Annotated in this window: 22 protein-coding genes; 12 read left to right on the forward strand and 10 right to left on the reverse strand. The window is 71.5% G+C overall.

Annotated elements, in window-relative coordinates:
• Positions 1-8: 8 nt before the first annotated feature.
• A complete protein-coding gene (locus FR742_RS42005) occupies positions 9-785 on the forward strand; it encodes an alpha/beta fold hydrolase (protein WP_148036735.1) in 777 nt (258 codons plus the stop codon).
• On the opposite strand, the gene FR742_RS44970 is transcribed toward FR742_RS42005, so the two are convergent.
• Both FR742_RS44970 and FR742_RS42010 read right to left on the reverse strand, forming a co-directional pair.
• Complete coding sequence (locus tag FR742_RS44970; protein WP_187281611.1) at positions 782-943, reverse strand: hypothetical protein; 162 nt, start codon at positions 941-943, stop codon at positions 782-784. The genes FR742_RS42005 and FR742_RS44970 overlap by 4 nt on opposite strands.
• Before the next feature lie 39 nt (positions 944-982).
• Positions 983-2,128 (reverse strand): acyl-CoA dehydrogenase family protein, encoded by a 1,146-nt coding sequence (locus tag FR742_RS42010; RefSeq protein ID WP_148036736.1) that lies wholly within the window; start codon positions 2,126-2,128, stop codon positions 983-985.
• A 221-nt stretch (positions 2,129-2,349) separates the two neighbouring features.
• On the opposite strand from FR742_RS42010, the gene FR742_RS42015 reads away from it, so the two are divergent.
• The 6 genes from FR742_RS42015 (at position 2,350) to FR742_RS42040 (ending at position 8,486) form a co-directional block, all read left to right on the forward strand.
• Positions 2,350-3,645 carry a hypothetical protein gene (locus FR742_RS42015; protein WP_148036737.1) on the forward strand — a complete coding sequence of 432 codons (1,296 nt, stop codon included), beginning with the start codon at positions 2,350-2,352 and terminating at the stop codon, positions 3,643-3,645.
• A complete protein-coding gene (locus FR742_RS42020; RefSeq protein WP_148036738.1) occupies positions 3,642-4,427 on the forward strand; it encodes a class F sortase in 786 nt (261 codons plus the stop codon). Before FR742_RS42015 ends, FR742_RS42020 begins: the two co-directional genes overlap by 4 nt.
• Positions 4,428-4,525: 98 nt before the next feature.
• Positions 4,526-5,812, forward strand: a complete 1,287-nt coding sequence (locus FR742_RS42025; protein WP_148036739.1) for a hypothetical protein — start codon at positions 4,526-4,528, stop codon at positions 5,810-5,812.
• 6 nt (positions 5,813-5,818) lie between these two features.
• On the forward strand, positions 5,819-6,580 hold the full coding sequence (locus FR742_RS42030) for a class F sortase (RefSeq protein WP_148036740.1): 762 nt from the start codon (positions 5,819-5,821) through the stop codon (positions 6,578-6,580).
• A 25-nt stretch (positions 6,581-6,605) separates the two neighbouring features.
• Entirely contained in the window at positions 6,606-7,271 is a 666-nt protein-coding gene (locus FR742_RS42035) for a hypothetical protein (protein ID WP_148036741.1), read from the forward strand.
• A 69-nt stretch (positions 7,272-7,340) separates the two neighbouring features.
• On the forward strand, positions 7,341-8,486 hold the full coding sequence (locus FR742_RS42040; protein ID WP_148036742.1) for an acetyl-CoA C-acetyltransferase: 1,146 nt from the start codon (positions 7,341-7,343) through the stop codon (positions 8,484-8,486).
• Positions 8,487-8,591: 105 nt separating this feature from the next.
• Here FR742_RS42040 and FR742_RS42045 read toward each other — a convergent pair whose 3' ends face one another.
• The 5 genes from FR742_RS42045 to FR742_RS42065 are packed head-to-tail and all read right to left on the reverse strand — an operon-like array spanning position 8,592 to position 10,824.
• Complete coding sequence (locus FR742_RS42045) at positions 8,592-8,828, reverse strand: hypothetical protein (protein WP_148036743.1); 237 nt, start codon at positions 8,826-8,828, stop codon at positions 8,592-8,594.
• Between the two features lie 2 nt (positions 8,829-8,830).
• Positions 8,831-9,688, reverse strand: a complete 858-nt coding sequence (locus FR742_RS42050; RefSeq protein ID WP_148036744.1) for a hypothetical protein — start codon at positions 9,686-9,688, stop codon at positions 8,831-8,833.
• Positions 9,679-9,984 carry a hypothetical protein gene (locus FR742_RS42055; RefSeq protein ID WP_148036745.1) on the reverse strand — a complete coding sequence of 102 codons (306 nt, stop codon included), beginning with the start codon at positions 9,982-9,984 and terminating at the stop codon, positions 9,679-9,681. Before FR742_RS42055 ends, FR742_RS42050 begins: the two co-directional genes overlap by 10 nt.
• Before the next feature lie 58 nt (positions 9,985-10,042).
• The gene (locus FR742_RS42060; RefSeq protein ID WP_148036746.1) at positions 10,043-10,420 is read right to left on the reverse strand and encodes a YbaB/EbfC family nucleoid-associated protein; all 378 of its coding nucleotides are present in this window, start codon (positions 10,418-10,420) and stop codon (positions 10,043-10,045) included.
• Positions 10,420-10,824, reverse strand: coding sequence for a YbaB/EbfC family nucleoid-associated protein (locus tag FR742_RS42065; RefSeq protein ID WP_148036747.1), 405 nt, complete (start codon positions 10,822-10,824; stop codon positions 10,420-10,422). Before FR742_RS42065 ends, FR742_RS42060 begins: the two co-directional genes overlap by 1 nt.
• Positions 10,825-11,206: 382 nt before the next feature.
• Here FR742_RS42065 and FR742_RS42070 point away from each other — a divergent pair, with 382 nt between their 5' ends.
• Positions 11,207-11,767, forward strand: coding sequence for an RNA 2'-phosphotransferase (locus FR742_RS42070; protein ID WP_148036748.1), 561 nt, complete (start codon positions 11,207-11,209; stop codon positions 11,765-11,767).
• On the opposite strand, the gene FR742_RS42075 is transcribed toward FR742_RS42070, so the two are convergent.
• Entirely contained in the window at positions 11,744-12,418 is a 675-nt protein-coding gene (locus FR742_RS42075) for a response regulator transcription factor (protein WP_148036749.1), read from the reverse strand. The two genes, FR742_RS42070 and FR742_RS42075, sit on opposite strands and share 24 nt — an antisense overlap.
• Positions 12,382-13,893: a sensor histidine kinase gene (locus FR742_RS46310; RefSeq protein ID WP_261809066.1), complete on the reverse strand. Its 1,512-nt coding sequence runs from the start codon at positions 13,891-13,893 to the stop codon at positions 12,382-12,384. The genes FR742_RS42075 and FR742_RS46310 overlap by 37 nt, the downstream gene beginning before the upstream one ends.
• Positions 13,894-14,052: 159 nt before the next feature.
• Here FR742_RS46310 and FR742_RS42085 point away from each other — a divergent pair, with 159 nt between their 5' ends.
• Both FR742_RS42085 and FR742_RS42090 read left to right on the forward strand, forming a co-directional pair.
• Complete coding sequence (locus tag FR742_RS42085) at positions 14,053-14,958, forward strand: ATP-binding cassette domain-containing protein (RefSeq protein ID WP_148036750.1); 906 nt, start codon at positions 14,053-14,055, stop codon at positions 14,956-14,958.
• Positions 14,959-14,961: 3 nt separating this feature from the next.
• The gene (locus FR742_RS42090) at positions 14,962-17,193 is read left to right on the forward strand and encodes an alpha/beta fold hydrolase (RefSeq protein ID WP_187281612.1); all 2,232 of its coding nucleotides are present in this window, start codon (positions 14,962-14,964) and stop codon (positions 17,191-17,193) included.
• Here the strand turns inward: FR742_RS42090 and FR742_RS42095 are convergent.
• Positions 17,190-17,654, reverse strand: coding sequence for an Lrp/AsnC family transcriptional regulator (locus FR742_RS42095; protein ID WP_148036751.1), 465 nt, complete (start codon positions 17,652-17,654; stop codon positions 17,190-17,192). The genes FR742_RS42090 and FR742_RS42095 overlap by 4 nt on opposite strands.
• A 92-nt stretch (positions 17,655-17,746) precedes the next feature.
• On the opposite strand from FR742_RS42095, the gene FR742_RS42100 reads away from it, so the two are divergent.
• Both FR742_RS42100 and FR742_RS42105 read left to right on the forward strand, forming a co-directional pair.
• Complete coding sequence (locus FR742_RS42100; RefSeq protein WP_222709294.1) at positions 17,747-18,958, forward strand: APC family permease; 1,212 nt, start codon at positions 17,747-17,749, stop codon at positions 18,956-18,958.
• Between the two features lie 33 nt (positions 18,959-18,991).
• Positions 18,992-20,854, forward strand: a complete 1,863-nt coding sequence (locus tag FR742_RS42105; protein WP_148036753.1) for an acyl-CoA dehydrogenase family protein — start codon at positions 18,992-18,994, stop codon at positions 20,852-20,854.
• Positions 20,855-21,021 lie beyond the last annotated feature (167 nt).

The following is a 21,021-nucleotide window of genomic DNA, read 5'->3' on the forward strand; positions in this document are numbered from 1 at the left end:
CTGCCTGCATGGAGCTGGCCTTCGAACGCCGCGGCACGGGCGAGCCGCTGATCCTCGTCCACGGCATCGGTCACCACTGGCAGGGATGGCTGCCGGTGATGGACCGGCTGGCCGCCTCGCGCGACGTGATCGCCGTCGACCTGCCCGGGTTCGGGCGCTCGCCCGGACTGCCTGACGGCGTCCCGTACACCCCGGAGTCGCTGGCCGACGCGGTCGAGTCGTTCTGCGCGCTGCTGGGCGTCCGCGAGCCGCACGTCGCGGGCAACTCGCTCGGCGGCTACCTGGCGCTGGAGCTGGCCTCGCGCGGCACCGTGCGCACGGCGACGGCGCTCTCGCCCGCCGGGTTCTGGTCGCGCTCGGAGCTGCTCTACTGCCAGGCGGTGCTCAGGGCGACCCGGAAGACGGCGCGCTCGCTGCCGCCCGAGCAGGCCGCCGAGCTGGCGGAGAACCCCGTCGGCCGGGCGCTGTCGGTCGGCCTGATGGTCGCGCACCCGTCGCGGATGACGCCGACCGCGCTGCTCGCCGCCACCCAGGCGCTCGCCTCGGCGAGCGGGTTCGACCAGACGCTGGAGTCGTTCACGAACGTGATGCCGCCCGCGCCGCCCAAGTCGCCGATCACCATCGCCTGGGGCGAGCACGACCGGCTGCTGCCGCGCCGCCAGGCCGTGCGCGCCGCCAAGTGGTCGGGCCAGCGGGTCAAGCTGCTCAAGGGCTGCGGCCACCTGCCGATGACCGACGACCCGGCGCTGGTGACGCGGGTGCTGCTGGAGGGCAGCGGCGGTTAGCGCATCGTCTGCCCCCACAGCAGCAGCATGACGATGATGAAGACGATCACCACTCCGGCGTAGCCGACGGGTCCGAGCCGGATCGCCCGGCGCACCCGGTTGAGGCCCCAGGCGAACAACAGGGCCAGGAAGACCAGGAGGATCAGGCCGCTGTCCATGCAGTCCAGTATGCGCCGCCGGCCCGGGTTCCGCGCGGGTCAGAAGCCGAAGGACCGGCCGATGATCTCCTTCATGATCTCGGTGGTGCCGCCGTAGATGGTCTGCACCCGGCTGTCCAGCCAGGCCTTGGCCACCGGATACTCCATCATGTAGCCGTAGCCGCCGTGCAGTTGGAGACACCGGTCGATGACCTTGGTCTGCAGCTCGGTCGTCCACCACTTGGCCTTGGCCGCGTCGACCGCGGTGAGCGTGCCGGCGTTGAGTGCCAGGACGCACTTGTCCACGTAGTGGCGGGCGATCTCCGTCTCGGTGGCCAGCTCGGCCAGGACGAACCGGGTGTTCTGGAACGAGCCGAGGTTGCGGCCGAACGCCTGGCGGTTCTTGCAGTACTCGATCGTCGCGGCCAGCACCGTCTCCGCCGCCGCCACGGCCGCCACCGCGATCGACATCCGCTCCTGCGGCAGGTTGTTCATCAGCTGGAAGAAGCCCTGGCCGTCCTCGGGGCCCAGGCGGTTGGCGACCGGCACCCGCACGTTCTCGAAGAACAGCTCGGCGGTGTCCTGCGCCTTCATGCCGATCTTGTCGAGGTTGCGGCCCCGGCCGAAGCCCTCCATGCCCCGCTCCACCACCAGCAGCGTCACGCCCCTGGCCCCGGCCGACGGGTCGGTCTTGGCGACCACCACCACGAGGTCGGCGTTGATGCCGTTGGTGATGAACGTCTTCTGCCCGTTCACCACGTAGTGATCGCCCTCGCGGACCGCGGTCGTCCTGATGCCCTGCAGGTCGCTGCCCGTGCCCGGCTCGGTCATCGCGATCGCGGTGATCAGCTCCCCGCTGACGAACCCGGGCAGCCAGCGCTGCTTCTGCCCGTCATCGGTCAGATCCACCAGGTACGGGGCCATGACGTCGTTGTGCAGCGAGAAGCCCAGGCCGGAGGCGCCCTTCCCGATGAGCTCCTCGACGATGACCGCGTTGTAGCGGAAGTCCTTGATGCCGGCGCCGCCGTACTCCTCCGGCACCGAGAACCCGAACATGCCGACCTCTCCGGCCTTCTTCCAGACGTCCCGTGGCACGATGCCGTCCTTCTCCCACTGGTCGTGGTGGGGGGCGACCTCGCGGGTCATGAACTCGCGCACGGTCTCCCGGAAGAGCAGGTGTTCCTCGTCGAAGAGGTCTCGCTCCATGACGCCTCCTAGGTGGGTTCTCCGGACACCAGAATACGATTCTGGAGACCTGGACACGGGTTCATCACAAGTGCAATGAGATGCACCTGTTGTCTGGCTTGCCGCCCCTAAGATCTAGCTTCGGTTTCGTGTGTGCGTGATCGGAGAACGCCGTGAGTCGGTGGCGTAGGGCATGGATAGCCGCATCAGTCGGCTTAACGGCTTCGGCCGGGCTGCTGACGATGCCCGCGGAGGCGCAGACCTTCAATCTGGTCGTCGACTACAGCTGCACCAATGGGGTCGCGGGCAGTGCTCCGGTGACGCTCAGGGCTCGTGTGCAGATCCCGACGACCATGCAGACGGGCAGCATGCTGTCGCTCGGCTGGACGGTCGAGTACACCGGCACCCGCCGGTTCATGTCGCCCGACTACTTCCCGGCCGGGGCCAAGGTCTCGCTCGTCGGCAACGTCAAGCTCGAAGGCGCCTGGAACGGCGTCCTGCAGCCGCGCGGGGTCGAGGAGCAGGGCGACCTGCAGCCCAACATGCGGCTGGAAGTGCCCGAGGGCATGTCCTCCGAGGCGCATATGACCGAGGAAGGCGTCATCCAGCTGACGCCCCAGGGGCTCACCGTGGACTTCGTCCCGCCTGAGGGCGAGGAGATCGTCAACGACGACGAGGTCAGCCGGATCACGTACAAGGGCGGCTGGTACCACCAGGGCTCCCTGCCGATGCAGTACGGCGACTACGGGCGTGACCTGCACACGACCGCGAACCGCACCGACGAGGCCGTCATCAAGTTCCACGGCACCGGGTTCGAGGTCATCGGCCGCCGGATGCCGGACGTCGGCAGGATCCGGGTGATCATCGACGACGACCAGTCGGCGATCGTGGACACCTCGAAGACCGAGAGCGGTGAGCCCACCAACGTCATCGAGGGCAACTCCACCCTGTGGCGGCGCGACGACCTCCCCTACGGGTACCACAGGCTGGCGGTGCGGGCCCTCGACGACGGCAAGGACGTGCACCTCGACGCGTTCAAGCTGCTCACCGCGGATCTGATCAACCCGCCGACGCTGCACCGATCGACCTGCACGATCACCAACAACCCGGGCACGGTCGAGATCAACGTCGGCGGAGCCAGCCCCGATCCGACGGACACGCATGACCCTGACCCGACGGACACGAACGACCCCGATCCCACGGACACCGGGACGCCGACCGTAACCCCCACCACGACCCCCAGCACCACGCCGCCCGGCCACCATGACCTGCCGAACGACGGCGGGCGTCACGTGAGCGTGGTGGTGCCGGGAAGCACCACCACGCCGACTCCGTCCGCCAACCCCACCGTCACGAACTACAAGGCGCAGGTCGTCGCGACTCCCACCGGCGGTGTGGACACGGGTGAGGCTCCGGAACGGGAGGCCGGCTCGCAAGCACTGCTGCTGAGCGGCAGCCTGCTCTTGATGGGCAGCGTCACCGGTGGCCTGCTGATGCGGCGCCGCCGGGCCGAGCATGCCGGAGGGATGGACCGATGACCCAGCCGCAGAAGTCCCCGACGAGCCGGGCGATGCCCGCGCTGCTGATCGCCGGTTCGCTCGGCGGCGTGGGCGTCATCATGGTCGGCCTGCTGTCGTTCATCCCGCCGGTGGACGACGGCTCGGGCTCGGTCCCGCTGGCGCAGGGCGAGCCCACGCCGGTGCAGTTCCAGAACGCGGGCGCCTTCCAGCTCGCGCCCACCGTCGGCCCCGGCGGCGACAACGTGCCGCTCACCCCGGCCCGCCTGGAGGCGCCGCCGCCCCTGGCCGCCGTGCCGACCGTGGCGGCGATCCCGCCGGTCAAGTCGAAGAAGGCCAAGGCCAAGACCCGGCCGACCCGGATCCGCATCCCCAAGATCAAGGTCAGCTCCCGGATCAACCCGGTCAAGCTGACCAAGACCGGCGCCCTCGGCACCCCGCCGCTCAGCAAGCCCAACGTGACGGGCTGGTACAACAAGAGCCCGCTCCCGGGCGAGCTGGGGCCCTCGATCATCAACGGCCATGTCAGCACCAAGAAGGGCGCGGCCGTCTTCAAGCGCCTCAACGAGTTGGCCAAGGGCGACCACATCTACGTGTACCGCTCGGACGGCAAGGTGGCCCGCTACACCGTGAGCGGGATCGAGCAGGTCAGCAAGAAGACGTTCCCGACGAACCGGGTGTACGGCAACACCAACGACGCCCAGCTCCGGCTCATCACGTGTGGCGGAGTCTTCAACCAGAAGGCGCACAGCTACACCGACAACATCGTGGTGTACGCGACGTTGTCGAAGAAGAAGGGCTGACGGGCTGGTTTTGGTTGTTTACAGAAGCCTGACAGGATGAGTCCGTATGCTCTTCCCCAACTGTGACCGATGAGACCACGCTGTATTGGAGAAGGACAGTGCTGACGTCCCAGGCGAGGCGCCGCCTCGTCCAGAAGACCTCCTCGGCCTTAGGGCTGGTGGGCACATTCGTCCTTCTTGCCGGCTCGCTGGTCGTCAGCGCCGCCCCCGCGAGCGCGGCGGCCCTGGTGGTCGAGAAGAATTTCACTTACACCTGCCAGGGCGGGCCTTTCAGCAACACCTCGATCACGGTCAAGCTGAGCGCCCCTGATTCCGCGGCTGCGGGAACCACTTTCAACGCCACGGTCGGCATTCCCGCCCTGACCCTCAGGCAGGCGGTGACGACCGCGACGACCGTCTCGGCCGCCGCCACGCTGACGGTCACGAACGGCACGGTCACCACCCCCGGCGCGAAGACGGGCGCCGACGTCGCGGTCAACCAGACCGCTGTACCGGCCAAGAACGTGGAATATCCCGTCCAGGTGACAACGGCCGCCACCGGCAAGGTCACCATCAAGCCCGCGAGCCTGACGCTGGCCCTCGCCTCGGCTGCGACGACGGTGACGACCTGCACCACGACCTCCACCGAGTCGCTCGACGTCACGATCGGCACGGGTGGCGGCGGCAACACCGAGGAGATCGTCAGCTACACGTGCACGGCCGGCACCGAGACGCCCGCCACCGTCGACATCAAGATCACGCCGACCATGCCGACGGGCGCCAAGGCCAACCAGGACGCCTCCATCACCTGGGCGGCAGCCGTCCAGACGACCGGTGACGAGCTGAAGGTGCCGACGACCGGGTTCCCGACCGGCAGCAAGTACTTCGCCACGGTCAAGGCCAGCGGCGCCGGGGCGCCCGCCACGGCGACGGGCGAGGCGGCCATCACCGGGACGGCGGGGCAGAGCCTGACGACCCTGCCCAACGTGACGATCAAGGTGAGGCCCACGACCACCGGCACCGTCACCATCACCCCAGGCGACCTGGCCTTCGGTACGAGCGCGACCGCGGCGGCCCTCAAGTGCACGGCTCCCACGACCGGTCTGCCCACCTTCACGTTCCAGGTCGCCGCCGGCACGCCGACCGACGATCCCACCGACGACCCGACCACGACGCCGACCGCGACCCCCACCAAGACGACCACGGTGATCGTCACCGAGACCCCCACCACGCGGACCACCAGCCCGACGGCGCGCTCGTCCAAGACGCCGAAGGACGGGGTCGCCACCGGGGCCGGTGGTGACGCCGGGCCCGACGGGCGGATGTTCGTCCTCGCCGGATCCATGCTGATCCTGGCCGCCGGGGGTGGCGGGCTGCTGATGCGCCGCCGCGCCGCCAGGGGGTGATCGGCCGTGGTCAACCAGTATCCGTACGGCTCACCCGTACCGCCGCCCCCGCAGCCGGACGACGGCGGGAAGGTGCTGCGCACGACACTGCTGGTCGCGGCGATCGCGGGGGTGGTGACCGTGGTCGCGGGGATGCTGATCGTGCTGGGCGCGCCCGAGGAGTACGGGCTGGCGAGCGATCGTGACTCGCTGGCCCTGACCGCGCAGCCCGAGGGGAAGGCGGGGCAGCCGGAGCAGGCGATGTTCCAGGCCGCCCCGGATGTGCCGCCGCCGCTGCCGCAGATCCAGCCGGCCCCGGCGATGCTGCCGTCGAGCCCGGTGCGGCTGAAGGTCAAGCGGCTGGGCATCGACGCGCCGATCAAGTCGGTGGGCCTGGCCAAGGACGGCACGATCCAGGTGCCGCCGTCGGACAACCCCAACCTGGTCGGCTGGTACCGGAACATGTCGACCCCGGGCGAGGCCGGCCCGGCGGTGGTGCTGGGCCACAAGGACACCCGGACGCGCAGCGCCGTGTTCGCCCGCCTGCCCGAGATCCGCAACGGCGACCAGATCGAGGTCAAGCGGCAGGACGGCGTCACGGCCGTGTTCACGGTCGGCGGCGTCGAGCAGGCGGACAAGAAGACGTTCCCGACGCAGCGGGTCTACGGCCCGCAGCAGAACGCCCAGCTCCACCTGATCACCTGCGGTGGCGTCTACAACCGCAACACCGGCCACTACACCGACAACGTCATCGTGTACGCGACGATGACGAGCTCCTATCGAAGCTGATCGCGGAGGGCGCGCAATGGGCTGGATGGCGAAGCGGAGACTACGTACTGGCCCCACGGCGGCTCTGCCCGCCAGGCCGGACCGGTCGGAGCTGCTGCGGCTGGTGCGGCTGGCCGACCCGGGCGCGCGGGAGGACGGGGACGACGTCGTCGCCGTCGACGTCCGGGTGCACGCGCCGGTCGAGGCCGATCCCGGCCTGGTCGGCGGCGAGCTGGAGCAGGTGTGGGCGTGCCGGGTGACCGCGGAGGGCCCGCTGCCCGTCGACTACTTCGACCGCTTCCTGGCGGAGGGGCTGGCGTTCCGGCTGGGCGGGCTCGCGGTCTGCCGGGGCGAGGTCACCGATCCCGCCGACGAGAGCCTGCCGGGCGGGCCCGCGGTCATCCTGCCGGTCAGGCCCGCCGCCGAAGAGCTGATGGAGCTGCTGGAGGGTGAGGTCGAGCAGGAGGAGGAGTTCGTCTTCACCGCCGGCGGCGTCCGGGTCCTGGTCGTGCCGGAGAAGGGGCAGCCGCCCGCGGCCCAGGAGCTGCTGCCGTTCGCGGCCGAGCTGACCGCCCTCGAACTGCGCGGCGACGACCAGGCGAAGCTGGCCACGCTGGCGCTGTCGCTGTCGGACGCGCTGAACGGGCTGGTCGTGGACCGGTGGCGGTTCCGCGTCGACCGGGCGGAGGATCTTCTGCCGCCTTCGTCATAGGCACCCGAGCAACGTTCTGCTGTACTCTCGGGGAGAGAACCGAATATTGCTCGGTTTACAGGAGGAACAGTGGCAGAGGCGTACATCGTCGGGGCCGTCCGGACCCCGGTCGGAAAGAAGAAGGGCGGCCTGTCCACCGTCCACCCCACCGATCTTGCCGCGCACACGCTCAAGGCACTGATCGACCGCACCGGTGTAGACCCCGCGGCGGTGGAGGACGTGATCATGGGGTGCGTCATGCAGTTCGGCCCCCAGTCCCTGGACATCGCCCGTAATGCCTGGCTGTCGGCCGGCCTGCCGGAGACCACTCCCGGCGTCACCATCGACCGCCAGTGCGGCTCCTCCCAGCAGTCGATCCACTTCGCCGCGCAGGGCGTCATGTCCGGCACCCAGGACCTGGTCGTGGCGGCCGGCGTGGAGTCGATGAGCATCGTGCCGATGGGCTCGCCGGTCTCCGCCGCGCTGGAGAAGGGCATGCCGTTCCCGTTCGGCGAGACCTGGGTCGAGCGCTACGGCAAGCAGGAGATCTCCCAGTTCCGCGGCGCGGAGCTGATGTGCGAGAAGTGGGGTCTGGAGCGCGCGGAGCTGGAGCGCTTCGCCCTGGAGTCGCACCAGCGGGCGGCCAAGGCCATCGCCAACGGCTACTTCAAGGAGCAGATCGCGCCGATCAACGGAGTCGAGGACGACGAGGGCCCGCGCGCCGACACCACGCTGGAGAAGATGGGGTCGCTGAAGACGCTGAAGGAGGGCGGCCAGATCACCGCCGCCACCTCCTCGCAGATCTCCGACGGCTCCGGCGCCGTGCTGATCGCCTCCGAGCAGGCCGTCAGGGACCACAACCTGACCCCGCGCGCCCGCATCACCCAGCTCACGGTCGTGGGCGACGACCCGGTCTACATGCTGACCGCGCCGATCCCCGCCACGCAGAAGGCGCTGAGCAAGGCCGGGCTGTCGATCGACGACATCGACGTGGTGGAGATCAACGAGGCGTTCGCGCCGGTGCCGCTCGCCTGGATCAAGGAGCTCGGCGCCGACCCGGCCAAGGTCAACCCCAACGGCGGCGCCATCGCCCTGGGCCACCCGCTGGGCGCCACGGGCTCGATCCTCATGACGAAGCTGCTGAACGAGCTGGAGCGCACCGGTGGCAGGTACGGCCTGCAGACGATGTGCGAGGGCGGCGGCCAGGCCAACGTCACCATCATCGAGCGCCTCTGAGGCCCGTCGGGGCAGGCGGCGGGGACCTTGGCGGGCGACCCCGCCCCCGGCCCTGACGCGAACGGCGCCCCGCTCCCCGCGAAGGGGGGCGGGGCGCCGTTCGCGTCAGGGGAGCTCGGCCCCGTCGTCGGGCAGGGGCGAGTAGTAGACGGTGACGTAGGGCCAGGGGTCGCCGGCGTCGTCGGTGTCGCTGTGCAGGATCAGGTCGCGGATCTCGATCCCGCCCATCTCCTCCAGCGTGCTGGCCAGCCGGCGCAGCAGCATGGGGACGTCGCCCTGCTCCTCGCCCCGCGGGTTGTTCAGCGAGAAGTGCTGCGACTCGAATCCGACCCGGTCTGCCATCGTTATTTCCCTCGCCCTCTCTTCTGCTTGTTCCTGTCGCCTTCGAACTTCTCGGCCTTGCGTATCTTGCCGGCGGCCCTGTTGAAGACGCTCCGGTCGTAGGGCTGACCGTTCTCCTTCGCCTCCACGGCCTCCAGTTCCTCTTTGTTGAGGTTGGCCTGCGACTCGGGACGGCCGCGCCCGCCTCCGCGCCCGCCCCGGGCCATCTGCATGATGCCGGGCATGTCGTCCATGCGGTTGCGGAACCCGGAGACCGGGATCCGGCCGGGCCCTCCGGCGCCCGCCAGGGCGGTGCCGCCGGGACCGCCGGGACGGCGCAGGTTCTCCAGGATGCGCCGCATCGGGTCGGTGACGCGGCGCGCCATGCCGGGCGCGAGCTCCCTGGTCGCGCCCTCGAAGGCCTCGCGGTAGATCTTCGTGCCGGCCCGCCTGGTGGCGAGCAGCGTGGCGAGGGACATGACGCTGCCGTGGGGCGGGGGAGTGAGCCTGGACAGCGCCAGGCGCACGGTGGCGACGGCCGCGACCGTGCCGACCGCGACCTTGGTGGCGGTCACCACGTTCGCCATGCCGTCCAGCGCCACGGGCGCCACCCGCATCGCCGTCGCGGCCTGGGCCAGGTGGCCGGAGTCGGCGCCGGTCGCCTGCCAGAAGCCCTGTAACTGGGTGGCGCTGCCGCCCCGGTAGACGGCTGAGGAGGACAGGACGGTCGCGTCCGCTTCCGATCCGGCCGTGGCCGTCCCGCTCTCGACGGTGCGCACCGCGTCGGCGTCGCCGCGGATCAGGTCCTCGTCGACGTTGGGGAACGGGACGCCGGCCAGATCGAGGGCGAAGTGGAGCTCCGGCGGCAGCACTATGCCCATCGGTCCGGCTCCGGTGCGGTGAGCGCGGTCTCCACGGCCCCGATGTTGGCGGACGCCGCCACCATGCCGTCGCCCACGCCGTTGATCGAGCCGGACAGGCCGGGCACGGCGGTGAGTATGACCTCACGGCACTCGGTCCAGGCCAGTTGCAGGGCGGCGAAGAGCCCGTCGTCGCCCCACTGGCCGCCGCCCTCGCGGAGCCGCGCCACCGCCGCCTCGTAATCTTCCCCGTGCTGGTGCACCCGCGTCGCCTGCAGCCGCAGGGACTCGGGCGCCATCTCGAACCCCGTACTCATAGATGTGACGATAGCGAGGAAAGGTGACTTATGTGGTTGTTGTGAGTCGTTGCGGTTGTCAGCCGGGCCTGTTCAGTTGTTCGTCCAGCGCGGCGAGGTCGAGGCCGGGGACGGCCTCCTGGACGGCCGCGCTCAGGAGCGCCTCGGCCTGACGCCGGGTGTCGTCCTGTGCGCGCCGCACGGCCAGGAGGATCTCCTCGGCGAGGACGTGGCTGCCCTCGCGGGCGGCCTGGGGGCCCAGGACGACCTCCAGCACGCGCCCGTCGACCGCCGCGGACGCCTTCACCTGGACGCGGTCGCCCGTGCCGGTGCCGACGATCCCGGCCAGCCTCTCCTCCTGCTCGGCGAGCAGCGCCTCCAGGCGCCCGGCCTGCTCGGCGGCCCTGTCGACGTCCTGCTCGCGGATGTCGCCCGGGTCGAGGTCGAAACCGAACATCACAGCCCTCCCGAGTAGAGGTCGCGGGCGGCGGACTCCACCCGGTGGCGGACGAACGTCTCGTCGAGCGGCTCGGGGAGGACGCCGACGCGGGCGGTCGCCTCGGCGACGATCTCCTCGGTGCGCTCGGCGGCGGCCTCCTGCGCCTGCTGGATCGCCTTGGTGACCTCGGCGCCGAGGGTGCGCGGGTCGAGGCGGAGCGCCCGGGGGTCGATGTGCAGCCCGCGCATCGCGCCGTGCCCGCCGGCCCGGGCCCTGATCATGCCCTGGGCGGCCTCGCCGACGCCTTCGACCTCGGCGATCAGGCGCTCGGCCCGGCGCAGGTCGCGCACCGCGGCCTGGGTCCGCTCGACGACCTGATCCAGGTAGTGGGTGTCTTCACTGGGGTCCGATGGCCAAGACATGCCGTGGATCCTAACGTCCCGGGAAAGGCGCGTGCCCCGCCCCTGTCGGGAGAGGCGGGGCACGCGTGGGTCGCGGCGACGCCGCGGACTACCACCATCCTGGTAGTGGCTTCAGCGGCCCTTGGGCGGGATGCGGCGGGGCGGCGCGATGGGGCGCTGCGGCATGCGCGGCATCTGCTTGGGGGCCGGAGGGCGCTTGCCCGACTTATCGGATTTGCGTGAAATATGGGCACGCATAAGAAGGCTCCTTTACGTAATGGCAGGGATCGGCTTCGTGGGCCGGGCCGTTCGACGGCCCCGGCGCATTACTGGTAAAGGCGCATGACTCGAAGGTAGATGTCCCGTAAGGTGCGGCACAACCGATTTATCGACGGGGGTGCCCATGGACGAGCGGCGACTCGTACGCGTCTCCAAGTACGTGGCCAAGCACCTGCGTCACCAGCCCGAGCGCATCGGCATCGCGCTCGACGAGCAGGGCTGGGTGGACGTCGAGACCTTCCTGCGGGCCGCCGCGGCGCACGGCTTCCCGATCGGCCGCGAGGAGCTGGAACGGGTGGTACGGGACAACGACAAGCGGCGCTACGCCCTGGACGGCGACCGGATCCGCGCCAACCAGGGCCACTCCGTCACCGTCGACCTCGGCCTTCCGGTGACCGTGCCGCCCGCGTACCTCTATCACGGCACGGTGGCGCGGAACCTGGACGCGATCAGGGAGCGGGGGCTGCTGCCGATGGACCGCCACCACGTGCACCTGTCGGCCGACCGCGAGACCGCCACCCGGGTGGGCGCCCGCCGCGGCCGGCCGGTGGTGCTGCCGGTGGACGCGGGGGCGATGCACGAGGCCGGACACGAGTTCCGGGTCAGCGCCAACGGGGTGTGGCTGGCCGAGCGGGTGCCGCCGGAGTACATCGCGTGGCCGTCAGGAGCCCCCGGACGGCAATGATCCCGGGGTGGCCTGAAGGTAGGCCAGGACCGCCATGACCCGCCGGTTGTGGTCGTCGGACGGAGGCAGGCCGAGCTTGGCGAAGATGTTGTTGGTGTGCTTGCCGATCGCCTTGTCGGTCACCTGGAAGCGGGCCGCGATCGCCAGGTTGGACATGCCCTCCGCCATCAGCGCGAGAACCTCGCGCTCCCGTCGCGTCAGCGTGGCCAGCGGCTCGTCCCGGCCCCGGTGGGTCAGGAACTGGGAGACGACCTCCGGGTCCATCGCGGTGCCGCCGCCCGCGACCTGGCGGACGGCGTCCACGAATCGGTCGACGTCGCCCACCCGGTCCTTCAACAGGTAGCCCACCCCGCCGGAGCGGTCGGACAGCAGCTCCCTGGCGTAGAGCTGCTCGACGTACTGGGACAGGATCAGCACGGGCAGCCCCGGCACCCGGCGGCGTGCCTCAAGAGCGGTGCGCAGGCCTTCGTCGGTGAAGCCGGGCGGCAGGCGCACGTCGACCACGGCCACGTCCGGGCGGTGCCGCACCAGAGCCCGCAGCAGCATGGGAGCGTTGCCGACGGCCTCCACCACGGTGCAGCCGTGGGCCGTCAGCAGGCGGACCAGGCCGTCCCTCAGCAGTGCGAGATCTTCGGCGATGACAACGCGCACGGAAGCTCCATGGTCAGTTCGGTGGGGCCGCCGGGAGGGCTGCTCACGGTGAGCGAGCCGTCGAAGGCGGACAGGCGGTTCTCGATGCCGCGCAGGCCGGTGCCCCGGTCCAGGCGGGCTCCGCCGTGACCGTTGTCGCCCACGCCCACGCGCAGCACGCCGGCCACGTGGCGGAGCCGTACCCAGGCGTGGGAGGCGCCGCTGTGCTTGGTCGCGTTGGTCAGGGCTTCGGCGGCGGCGAAGTACACGGCGGACTCGACGGGCGGCGGCAGCCGGCCGGGCAGGTCCAGGTGGAGCTCGACCGGCATGGGACAGAGCAGCGCGGACGCCTCGATGGCCCCGGCCAGGCCGCGGTCGGCCAGCACCGGGGGATGGATGCCGCGCACCAGGTCGCGCAGGTCCGTCAGGGCCTCCCCGGCGGCCTCCCGCGCCTCGTCGATCGCCCGGTGCAGCTCGTCGGGGTCGCGGCAGCCGCGGGCCAGCGCCAGGTGCATGCGGATGGCGATCAGCTTGGCCTGGGCGCCGTCGTGCAGATCGCGCTCGATGCGGCGCACCTCGGCCTCACGCGCGTCCAGCACCGCGGCGCGGGACGCGGCCAGCTCCCGGATCCTGGCGTCCGGCGCCGGGCGGGCGTCCAGGAGCAGCCGCGCCAGGCGCGCCTGACCGGTGCGGAACAGGGGGACGGAGATGAGGATGATCACCGCGATGGACGCGACCGACATGGACAGGGCGAACGTGCTCAGGCTGCTGTTCTCCATCGGGCGCAGCCTGAAGAAGACGTGGTCCAGAGCGGCCAGCATCGCCCACATCACCGCAAGGGGTGCCGGGCCCGTGACGCTGTGCACGGCCAGCCACAGCAGCGTCCGCCGCGAGCCGTGCGGGGCGGCCGGACGCGAGGCCCCGACACCGCGGTAACGCCGGACACCGCCCCTGGCGTTCGCGTCGCGGTCCCTGCGGTCCGCGTCGCCGTCTCTGGCGTTCGGGTCGCGGTTCGTGGCGTTTGCGTCGCGGTCCCTGCCGTTTGCGTCGCGGTCCCTGCGGTCCGCTTCGCGGTTCCTGCTGTCCGTGTCCCCGTCGCGGGGTAGGACCCGGCCCGCCCAGCGGTGCTGGAAAGCGGCCAGGCGGTGGGCGGGCCCGAGCGAGCGGGCCAGCGGCGCGGCTCGGGGGCCGGCCACCGGCTCCAGCGCGGCGCTCACCGTGACCAGCGCGAGCAGCGCGAGCGCGGCCAGCCCGGTGACGGCGTTGAGCGCGAGGTCCACCAGCCCGGCCGCCGTCCTCAGAGCCTTGGCCGCCAGGCCGGCCGCCGTCTTCAGGGCTTGAGCCGCTAGTCCGGCCGTCTTCAGGGCTTGGGCCGCCGGTCGGGCCGTGGTCAGGGCTTGGGCCGCCGGCCCGGCCGCCGTGTTCCGGGCCTGGGCCGACGGCACGCCGGCGGGCTTGCGCAGGGCGTCGCCGGGCGTGGGTCGTGTCCGGGTCACGGTTGCAGTCTGCCCTGTGCGTCGGTCTGTGACGGTAGGGCCGGCCCCACCGGCGAAGGTGGGGATTCTCCACCCGCTCCGGTGGGCGGGCGCCCATGGAGGACGGGCTTTCCGGCCACCAGGCTCGATCACGTCTGAATTCACGTACGAGGGAGCGATGTGATCGAAGTGAGGGGCCTGACTATCCGGTACGGCAGAACGCCAGCCGTCGACGACCTGACCTTCACGGTGAGACCCGGCCTGGTGACCGGCTTCCTGGGCCCGAACGGGGCGGGCAAGTCCACGACCATGCGGGCCGTGCTGGGGCTGGAGCCGCCCGACGCGGGCGAGGCGCTGGTGGACGGGCGCGCGTACGTGTCGCTGCGCCGGCCTCTGCGCACCATGGGGGCGCTGCTCGACGCCGGGGCGGTGCACGGCGGCCGGACCGCCCGCGCCCATCTCGGCTGTCTGGCGCGCAGCAACGGCATCGGCGCCGGACGGGTGACCGGGGTGCTGGAGCAGGCCGGTCTGGCCGGGGTCGCGGACCGGCGGATCAGCGGGTTCTCCCTGGGCATGAAGCAGCGGCTGGGGATCGCGGCGGCGCTGCTCGGCGATCCGCCGGTGCTGATGTTCGACGAGCCGCTGAACGGGCTGGACCCGGAGGGCATCCGCTGGCTGCGCGACCTGCTGCGGTCGCTGGCGGGCGAGGGCCGTACCGTCCTGCTGTCGAGCCATCTGATGAACGAGATGGCGCTCACCGCCGACCACGTCGTCGTCATCGGGCGGGGCCGACTGATAGCGGACACCGCCATGAACACCCTGGCCGGGCTCTTCCGTGGCGACGTGCTGGTCCGCACGCCCGACCCGGAGCGCCTCACCGCCGTCATGCGCGCGCAGGGGGCGGAAGTGGTGACCGAGGACGACGGCGCACTGTCCGTCCACGACCTGGACGCGGCCGAGATCGGCGTGCTGGCGCTGGCCGAGGGGATCCCGCTGGCGGAGCTGTCTCCGCGCGGCGCGTCCCTGGAGGAGGCGTTCATGCGGCTCACCGAGGACAGCACCGAGTACCACTCCGGAGGACGCTGACCGATGATCGACGTGATCGCTTCTGAGTGGATGAAGCTCCGCTCGCTCCGCTCGAACCTCTACCTGCTGGCCTGTTCGGTGGCGGCCGTCCTGGCCTGCGCCGGGATCGCGTTCATGATCGGCCGCGGGTTCGACGACCAGACGATGGAAGAGAGGATGACCTTCCCCGGAAACGGCGACGGCGTCGGCAACGGGATCGCGGTCGCCTACTTCGTGTTCGGCGTGCTCGGCGCCCTGGCGATCACCTCCGAGTACCGCACCGGGATGATCCGGACGAGCTTGGCGGCCGTGCCGCGCCGCTCGATGTTCCTGCTGGCCAAGGCGCCCGGCCTGGCCGTGGTCGCGCTGGTGGCGGGTCAGGCGCTGGCGTTCGCCATGCACGCGGCCGCCATGGCGGTGCTCGGAGACCGGGCCGGGCAGGTGCTCCGCGACGGGGTGACGCTGGGCACGCCGCTGTCGGAGCCGGGCGTGCTCGCCTCGGTGATCGTCGCCGGACTGTCGATGGCCGCCGTCGCGCTGATCGGGCTCGGCGTGGGGGCCGCCGTCCGCTCCACCCCGGGCGCGCTGGTCGTCATGACCGTGATCATCGTGGTGCTGCCGACGGCGGCCAGGACGCTGCCCATGCCGCTGCGCGCGCAGGCCGGCTCGTTCATGATCGAGAGCCTGCCGCTCCAGATCGCGGGGGTCGGCGGCGGGGTCCTGCCGCCCGCCGTCGCGGCGGGGCTGCTGGTCGCGTACGTGGTCGCCGCGCTGACGGCGGGGGCCATGGTGATCTCGCCAGGACGGGGCCGGGTCAGAGCGCTGGCGATCGGTGCGGCCATGACCGTGCTCGTCTCGGCGGCACCCGCCGCCGTGGCCGGTCCGCCGGGCGCCGGCCCGTCGGCGGCGGCCTGGGCGGACTGCGCGGACGAGAACCTTCACAAGGAGATGCGCTGCGCCTCGATCAAGGTGCCGGTGGACTGGGCGGAGCCCGCCGGGCGGCAGATCGAGCTGACCGTCGGCCTGCTGCCGGCGACCGGGGCCCAGCGCCGGACGGGCACGGTGTTTGCGATCCCCGGCGGGCCTGGCGGCTCGGGCGTGGCGGACCTGAGCAGGAGCGCGGGCAGCTTCGCCGAGCTGCGCGACCGTTTCGACGTGGTCAGCGTCGAGCCCCGCAACACCGTCGACAAGGGCGTGCTGCCGTACGACTGCCTCATCACCGGCCCCTGGATCACCCGGCCGGACACCCGTGAGGAGTACGCCGAGCTGGGCAGGCGCAACCGGGCGGCGGCGGAGCGATGCCGCGCCGCCGACCCCGAGTTCTTCGACCACCTGGACTCGGCCTCCGTGGCGCGGGACATGGAGGCGATCCGCGTCGCGCTGGGCGAGGAGAAGCTGAGCTTCATCGCCACCTCCTACGGCGGCGTACCGGGGATCGCCTACTCCCGGCTCTTCCCCGGCCGGGTGCGCGCGATGGTCTTCGACGGCTCGGTCAGCCCGTACCTGGACCGCGTGCGCGGCAGGCTCCCGCATGAGGAGTCCTTCACCCGCTTCGCCGCCTGGTGCGCGGCGAGCACCACGTGCGCGCTGCACGGCGAGGACGTCGGCGAGGTCTGGCGGGCGCTGGTGGCCCGGGCCGACCGGGTCCCTGTGCCGGTCAAGGGTGAGCCGCCGCGGGCCGCCTACAGCGGGTTCGACTTCCAGGTGGCCGCCGCCCCCAGCATCGTCTCACCGGGTCCGGATCCCGAGTTCCCCCGATGGGTGGAGCTCGCCGACGCGATCAAGCGGGCCGCCGGCGGTGACGCCTCGGGCTTCGCCGACTACGTCCGGCGGAGCACGAAAAGCCCGAAGGTCCCCGCGTTCACCGGGATGAACATGACCCACTGCCTCGACGGCCTCGGCTTCCGCGACTACGAGGAGTATCAGGAGATGCGCCGGGAGGGCGAGCGCCTGCTGCCGAACCTCGCGGGGAACGAACTCTGGCACCCGCTCGCCTGCGTCGGCTGGCCGGCCCCGGCGACCAACCGGTCCGCGCCGCTGCCCGCCGGGGAACTGCCGCCCTACCTGGGCGTCGGCTCCTTGACGGACTTCGACGGGTCGGCGGACATCGTACGGCGGGTGCCCGGCTCGGCCGCGGTCCAGCGTCAGGGGTACGGCCACGGCCTCTACAAGAGCGGCGACTCCTGCGTCATCGCCCACGTGAACCGCTACCTGATCAGCCTGCGCCTCCCCGCGCCGGGCACCGTGTGCGGCTAGGCCGGGTCAGGCAGCCGGGCGGGGGCCGGGTCGCGCACCTGCTGAAAGATCACCGAGGTGCGGAAACCGGAGATCTCGCGCCGCTTGCTCAGCCGGTCGAGCAGGAAGTTGTGCAGGTGGTCGAGGTCCTGGACGGCCACGTGCAGCAGGAAGTCGTCGCCGCCGGCCAGCACGAACACGCTCAGCACCTCCGGCAGCGCGGCCGTGGACTGCTTGAAGGTGTCGATCACCTCCCGGCTCAGCGGGCGGACCTGCACCATGACCATGGCCTGCACGCTCCGGTTGAGCGCCGCGGGGTCGATGTCGGCGTGGTAGCCGCGGATCACACCGCGGCGGGTGAGCGCGCGTACCCGCTCCAGGCACGTGGAGGGGGCGACGCCGAGGCGGCGGGAGAGTTCGCGGTTGGAAAGCCGCGCATCCGTTTGAAGGAGTCCTACGATCGCCGTATCAAGTTCGTCCATGACGGGATTCTGGCAGCGGAATCGAACGTTCGGTCGGTGGAACGCCGAGAGTGCCGATCGGATGCGTAGCGTCTGTCGGCATGAATGGGCGAATGGGTGCCGGACAGGGCACCGCGATGCTCCTCGGCGGCGTGCTGGGACCGGGCATGCTCGTGCTGCCCCAGCTCGCCGCCGCCGCGGCCGGGCCGGCGTCGGTGCTGGCCTGGGCGGGACTGCTGGCGCTGAGCGTGCCGGTCGCGCTGACCTTCGCCGCGCTCGGCGCGCGCCACCCCGACGGCGGCGGCGTGGCCGCGTTCGCCGCGCGCACCTTCGGCCCGAGATGGGCGGCGATGACCGGATGGTGGTTCTACGGTGCGGTCCCGCTGGGCACCGTGGCCGCGGCGCTGGTCGGCGGTGGGTACGTGGCCGACGCCTTCGGGGTCGACCGGATGGCCGCCGCCGCCGCGCTGCTGGCCGCCGCGTTCCTGGCCAACGCGGCGGGGCTGCGCACCTCGGGGCGGCTGCAGCTCGCCCTGCTCGGCGGGCTGGTCGCGCTGCTCGCCGCCGCCGTCGTCACCGCCGCGCCGCACGCGGAGGCGACCTCCTTCACCCCGTTCGCCCCGTACGGTGCCGCGGGCGTGGCGAGCGCGGCCGGGGTGCTGCTGTTCGCCTTCGTCGGCTGGGAGGCGGCCAGCCACCTGTCAGCCGAGTTCGCCGACCGGCGCGGCCTGGTGCGGGCCACGGCCGTGGCGCTGGTAGTGATCATCGTGCTCTATCTGGGCGTCTGCCTGACCACGATCGGCGTGCTCGGCGACCGGGCCGGCACCACGGCGGTGCCGCTCGCCGCGCTCCTGGAGATCGGCTTCGGCCCGGGGGCCCGGCCGGTGACCGGCGCCGTCGCGGTGCTGCTCACCTTCGGCGCCATCAACACCTACATCGCCGGCGCCTCCCGGCTCGGCGCCGCCATGGCGAGGACCGGCGCGCTGCCCGGCTGGTTCGCCAGCGGAGGTGAGCCCGGCCGGACGCCGCTGCGCAGCCTGGCGCTGCTGGCCGCGCTGAGCGTGCCGGTGCTGTTCCTCGCGGGCGACCTGGACGTGCTCATGCGGGCCACCGCCGCCTGCCTCGCCGCGGTCACCACCGTCGGGGTGGCCGCCGCCGTACGGCTGCTGCCCGCCGGAAGGCAGCGCGCCATCGCAGTCGCGGCCACCGCCCTGTCGGCTGTGTCGCTCGCCTTTTGCGGCTTCTACCTGCTGGTGCCCGCGACGCTGGGCCTGCTCGCGACCGTCCTGGTCGTCGAGCTCCCGCGCCGGCCGCTTTCTCGCTGAGTCGATTCGGCGTACTGTCGGCGGGAGGATGCCATGAGCGAGTACGCCAAGGCAAGGGAGCTCGGCGAGCAGGCCCGCGAGCAAGAGTGGACCCGCCCGAGCTTCGCCAAGCAACTGTTCCTCGGAGATCTCCGGCTGGATCTGGTGCATCCGGTGCCGTCCGTGCCCGACGAGGCGGCCAAACGCGGCGAGGAGTTCGTCCGGGCCGTCCGCCGCTATCTCGACGCGCACGTGGATCCCGCCCGGATCGAGCGGGACGGGGTCATCCCGGACGAGGTCGTCAAGGGCCTGGCCGGGCTGGGAGCCTTCGGGATCACGATCGGTGAGGAGTACGGCGGGCTCGGCCTGCCGTACTTGTACTACTGCCGCGCGCTCATGCTGGTCGGCTCGTACTGCCCGGCGCTGGCCACGCTGCTGTCGGCGCACCAGTCGATCGGGGTGCCGCAGCCGCTGAAGCTGTTCGGCAGCGAGGAGCAGAAGCGCGAGTTCCTGCCCCGGTGCGCGCGGGGCGAGATCTCCGCGTTCCTGCTCACCGAGCCCGACGTGGGCTCCGACCCGGCCCGGCTGTCGACCACCGCGGTGCGTGACGGCGACGCGTACGTGCTCGACGGGGTCAAGCTGTGGACCACGAACGGCGTGGTCGCCGACCTGCTCGTGGTGATGGCCCGTACGGGGAAGAAGATCAGCGCCTTCGTGGTCGAGGGCGACTCGCCGGGCATCACGGTCAGGCGGCGCAACGCGTTCATGGGGTTGCGCGGCATCGAGAACGGGGTCACGGAGTTCTCGCAGGTCAGGGTCCCGGCGAAGAACCTGATCGGACGTGAGGGTGAAGGGCTGAAGATCGCCCTGACCACGCTCAACACCGGCCGGCTGTCGCTGCCCGCCAGCTGCGCAGGGCACGCCAAGTGGGCCGTGAAGATCGCCCGCGAGTGGGCGAACGCCCGCGTCCAGTGGGGCCGCAAGGTAGGCGAGCACGAGGCCGTCGCCACGAAGATCGCCTTCATCGCCGCGACCGCGTACGCCCTGGAAGCCGTCTCCGACCTGACCGCCAGGCTGGCCGACGGCGAGGGCAGCGACATCCGCATCGAGGCGGCGCTGGCCAAGCTGTACGCGACCGAGATGTCCTACCAGGCGCTCGACGAACTGGTCCAGATCAGGGGCGGGCGCGGCTACGAGACCGCCGAGTCGCTCGCGGCGCGCGGCGAGCGCGGCGTCCCGGCCGAGCAGATGCTGCGCGACACCCGGATCAACCGCATCTTCGAGGGCTCGTCCGAGATCATGCGGCTGCTCATCACCCGTGAGGCGGTCGACGCCCACCTGACCGCCGCCGGCGAGCTGATCAACCCGGACTCCTCACGGCAGGAGCGCGCCCAGGCGCTCAAGCGGGCCGGCCGCTTCTACGCCCGCTGGCTGCCGTCCCTGGTCACCGGGGCGGGGCACCTGCCGACCGCCTTCTCGGAGTTCGGGCCGCTGGCCACGCACCTGCGCTTCGTGGAGCGGACCAGCCGCAAGCTGGCCAGGTCCACCTTCTACGGCATGTCCCGCTGGCAGGGGAGGCTGGAGCACAAGCAGGCGTTCCTCGGCCGGATCGTCGACATCGGCGCCGAGCTGTTCGCCATGACCGCGGCCTGCGTCAAGGCCGCCGAGGACGAGGGCGACCTCGGACGCCGGCCGCTGGAACTGGCCGACACGTTCTGCCGGCAGGCCAGGCGGCGGGTGGACACGCTGTTCGACAGGCTCTGGGACAACAGTGACGACCACGACGTGCGGCTGGCCCGATACGTGCTCGACGGCCGTTACTCCTTCCTGGAGGAGGGCATCCTCGACCCGTCCATCGAAGGACCGTGGATCGGCCGGCCGGAGGGTGGCGAGAACGTCCGCAGGAAGATTCGCTGACAAGTGGTCTAGACCGCAAGTGGAGAACCCTTCCCCTTACTGTTGCCGTTCTGCAATTTACCGGTATAGACCGCCAGGCGAACCCCGGCTTACGCTTGCGCAAACGCGTGGGGCCGTGACGCTCGCGGCCCCATACCCCTGGGCAGGGTCTGGCAGCTGGTACGGAC

This window comes from Nonomuraea sp. C10 (assembly GCF_008017515.1).
Lineage (GTDB): Bacteria > Actinomycetota > Actinomycetes > Streptosporangiales > Streptosporangiaceae > Nonomuraea > Nonomuraea ferruginea.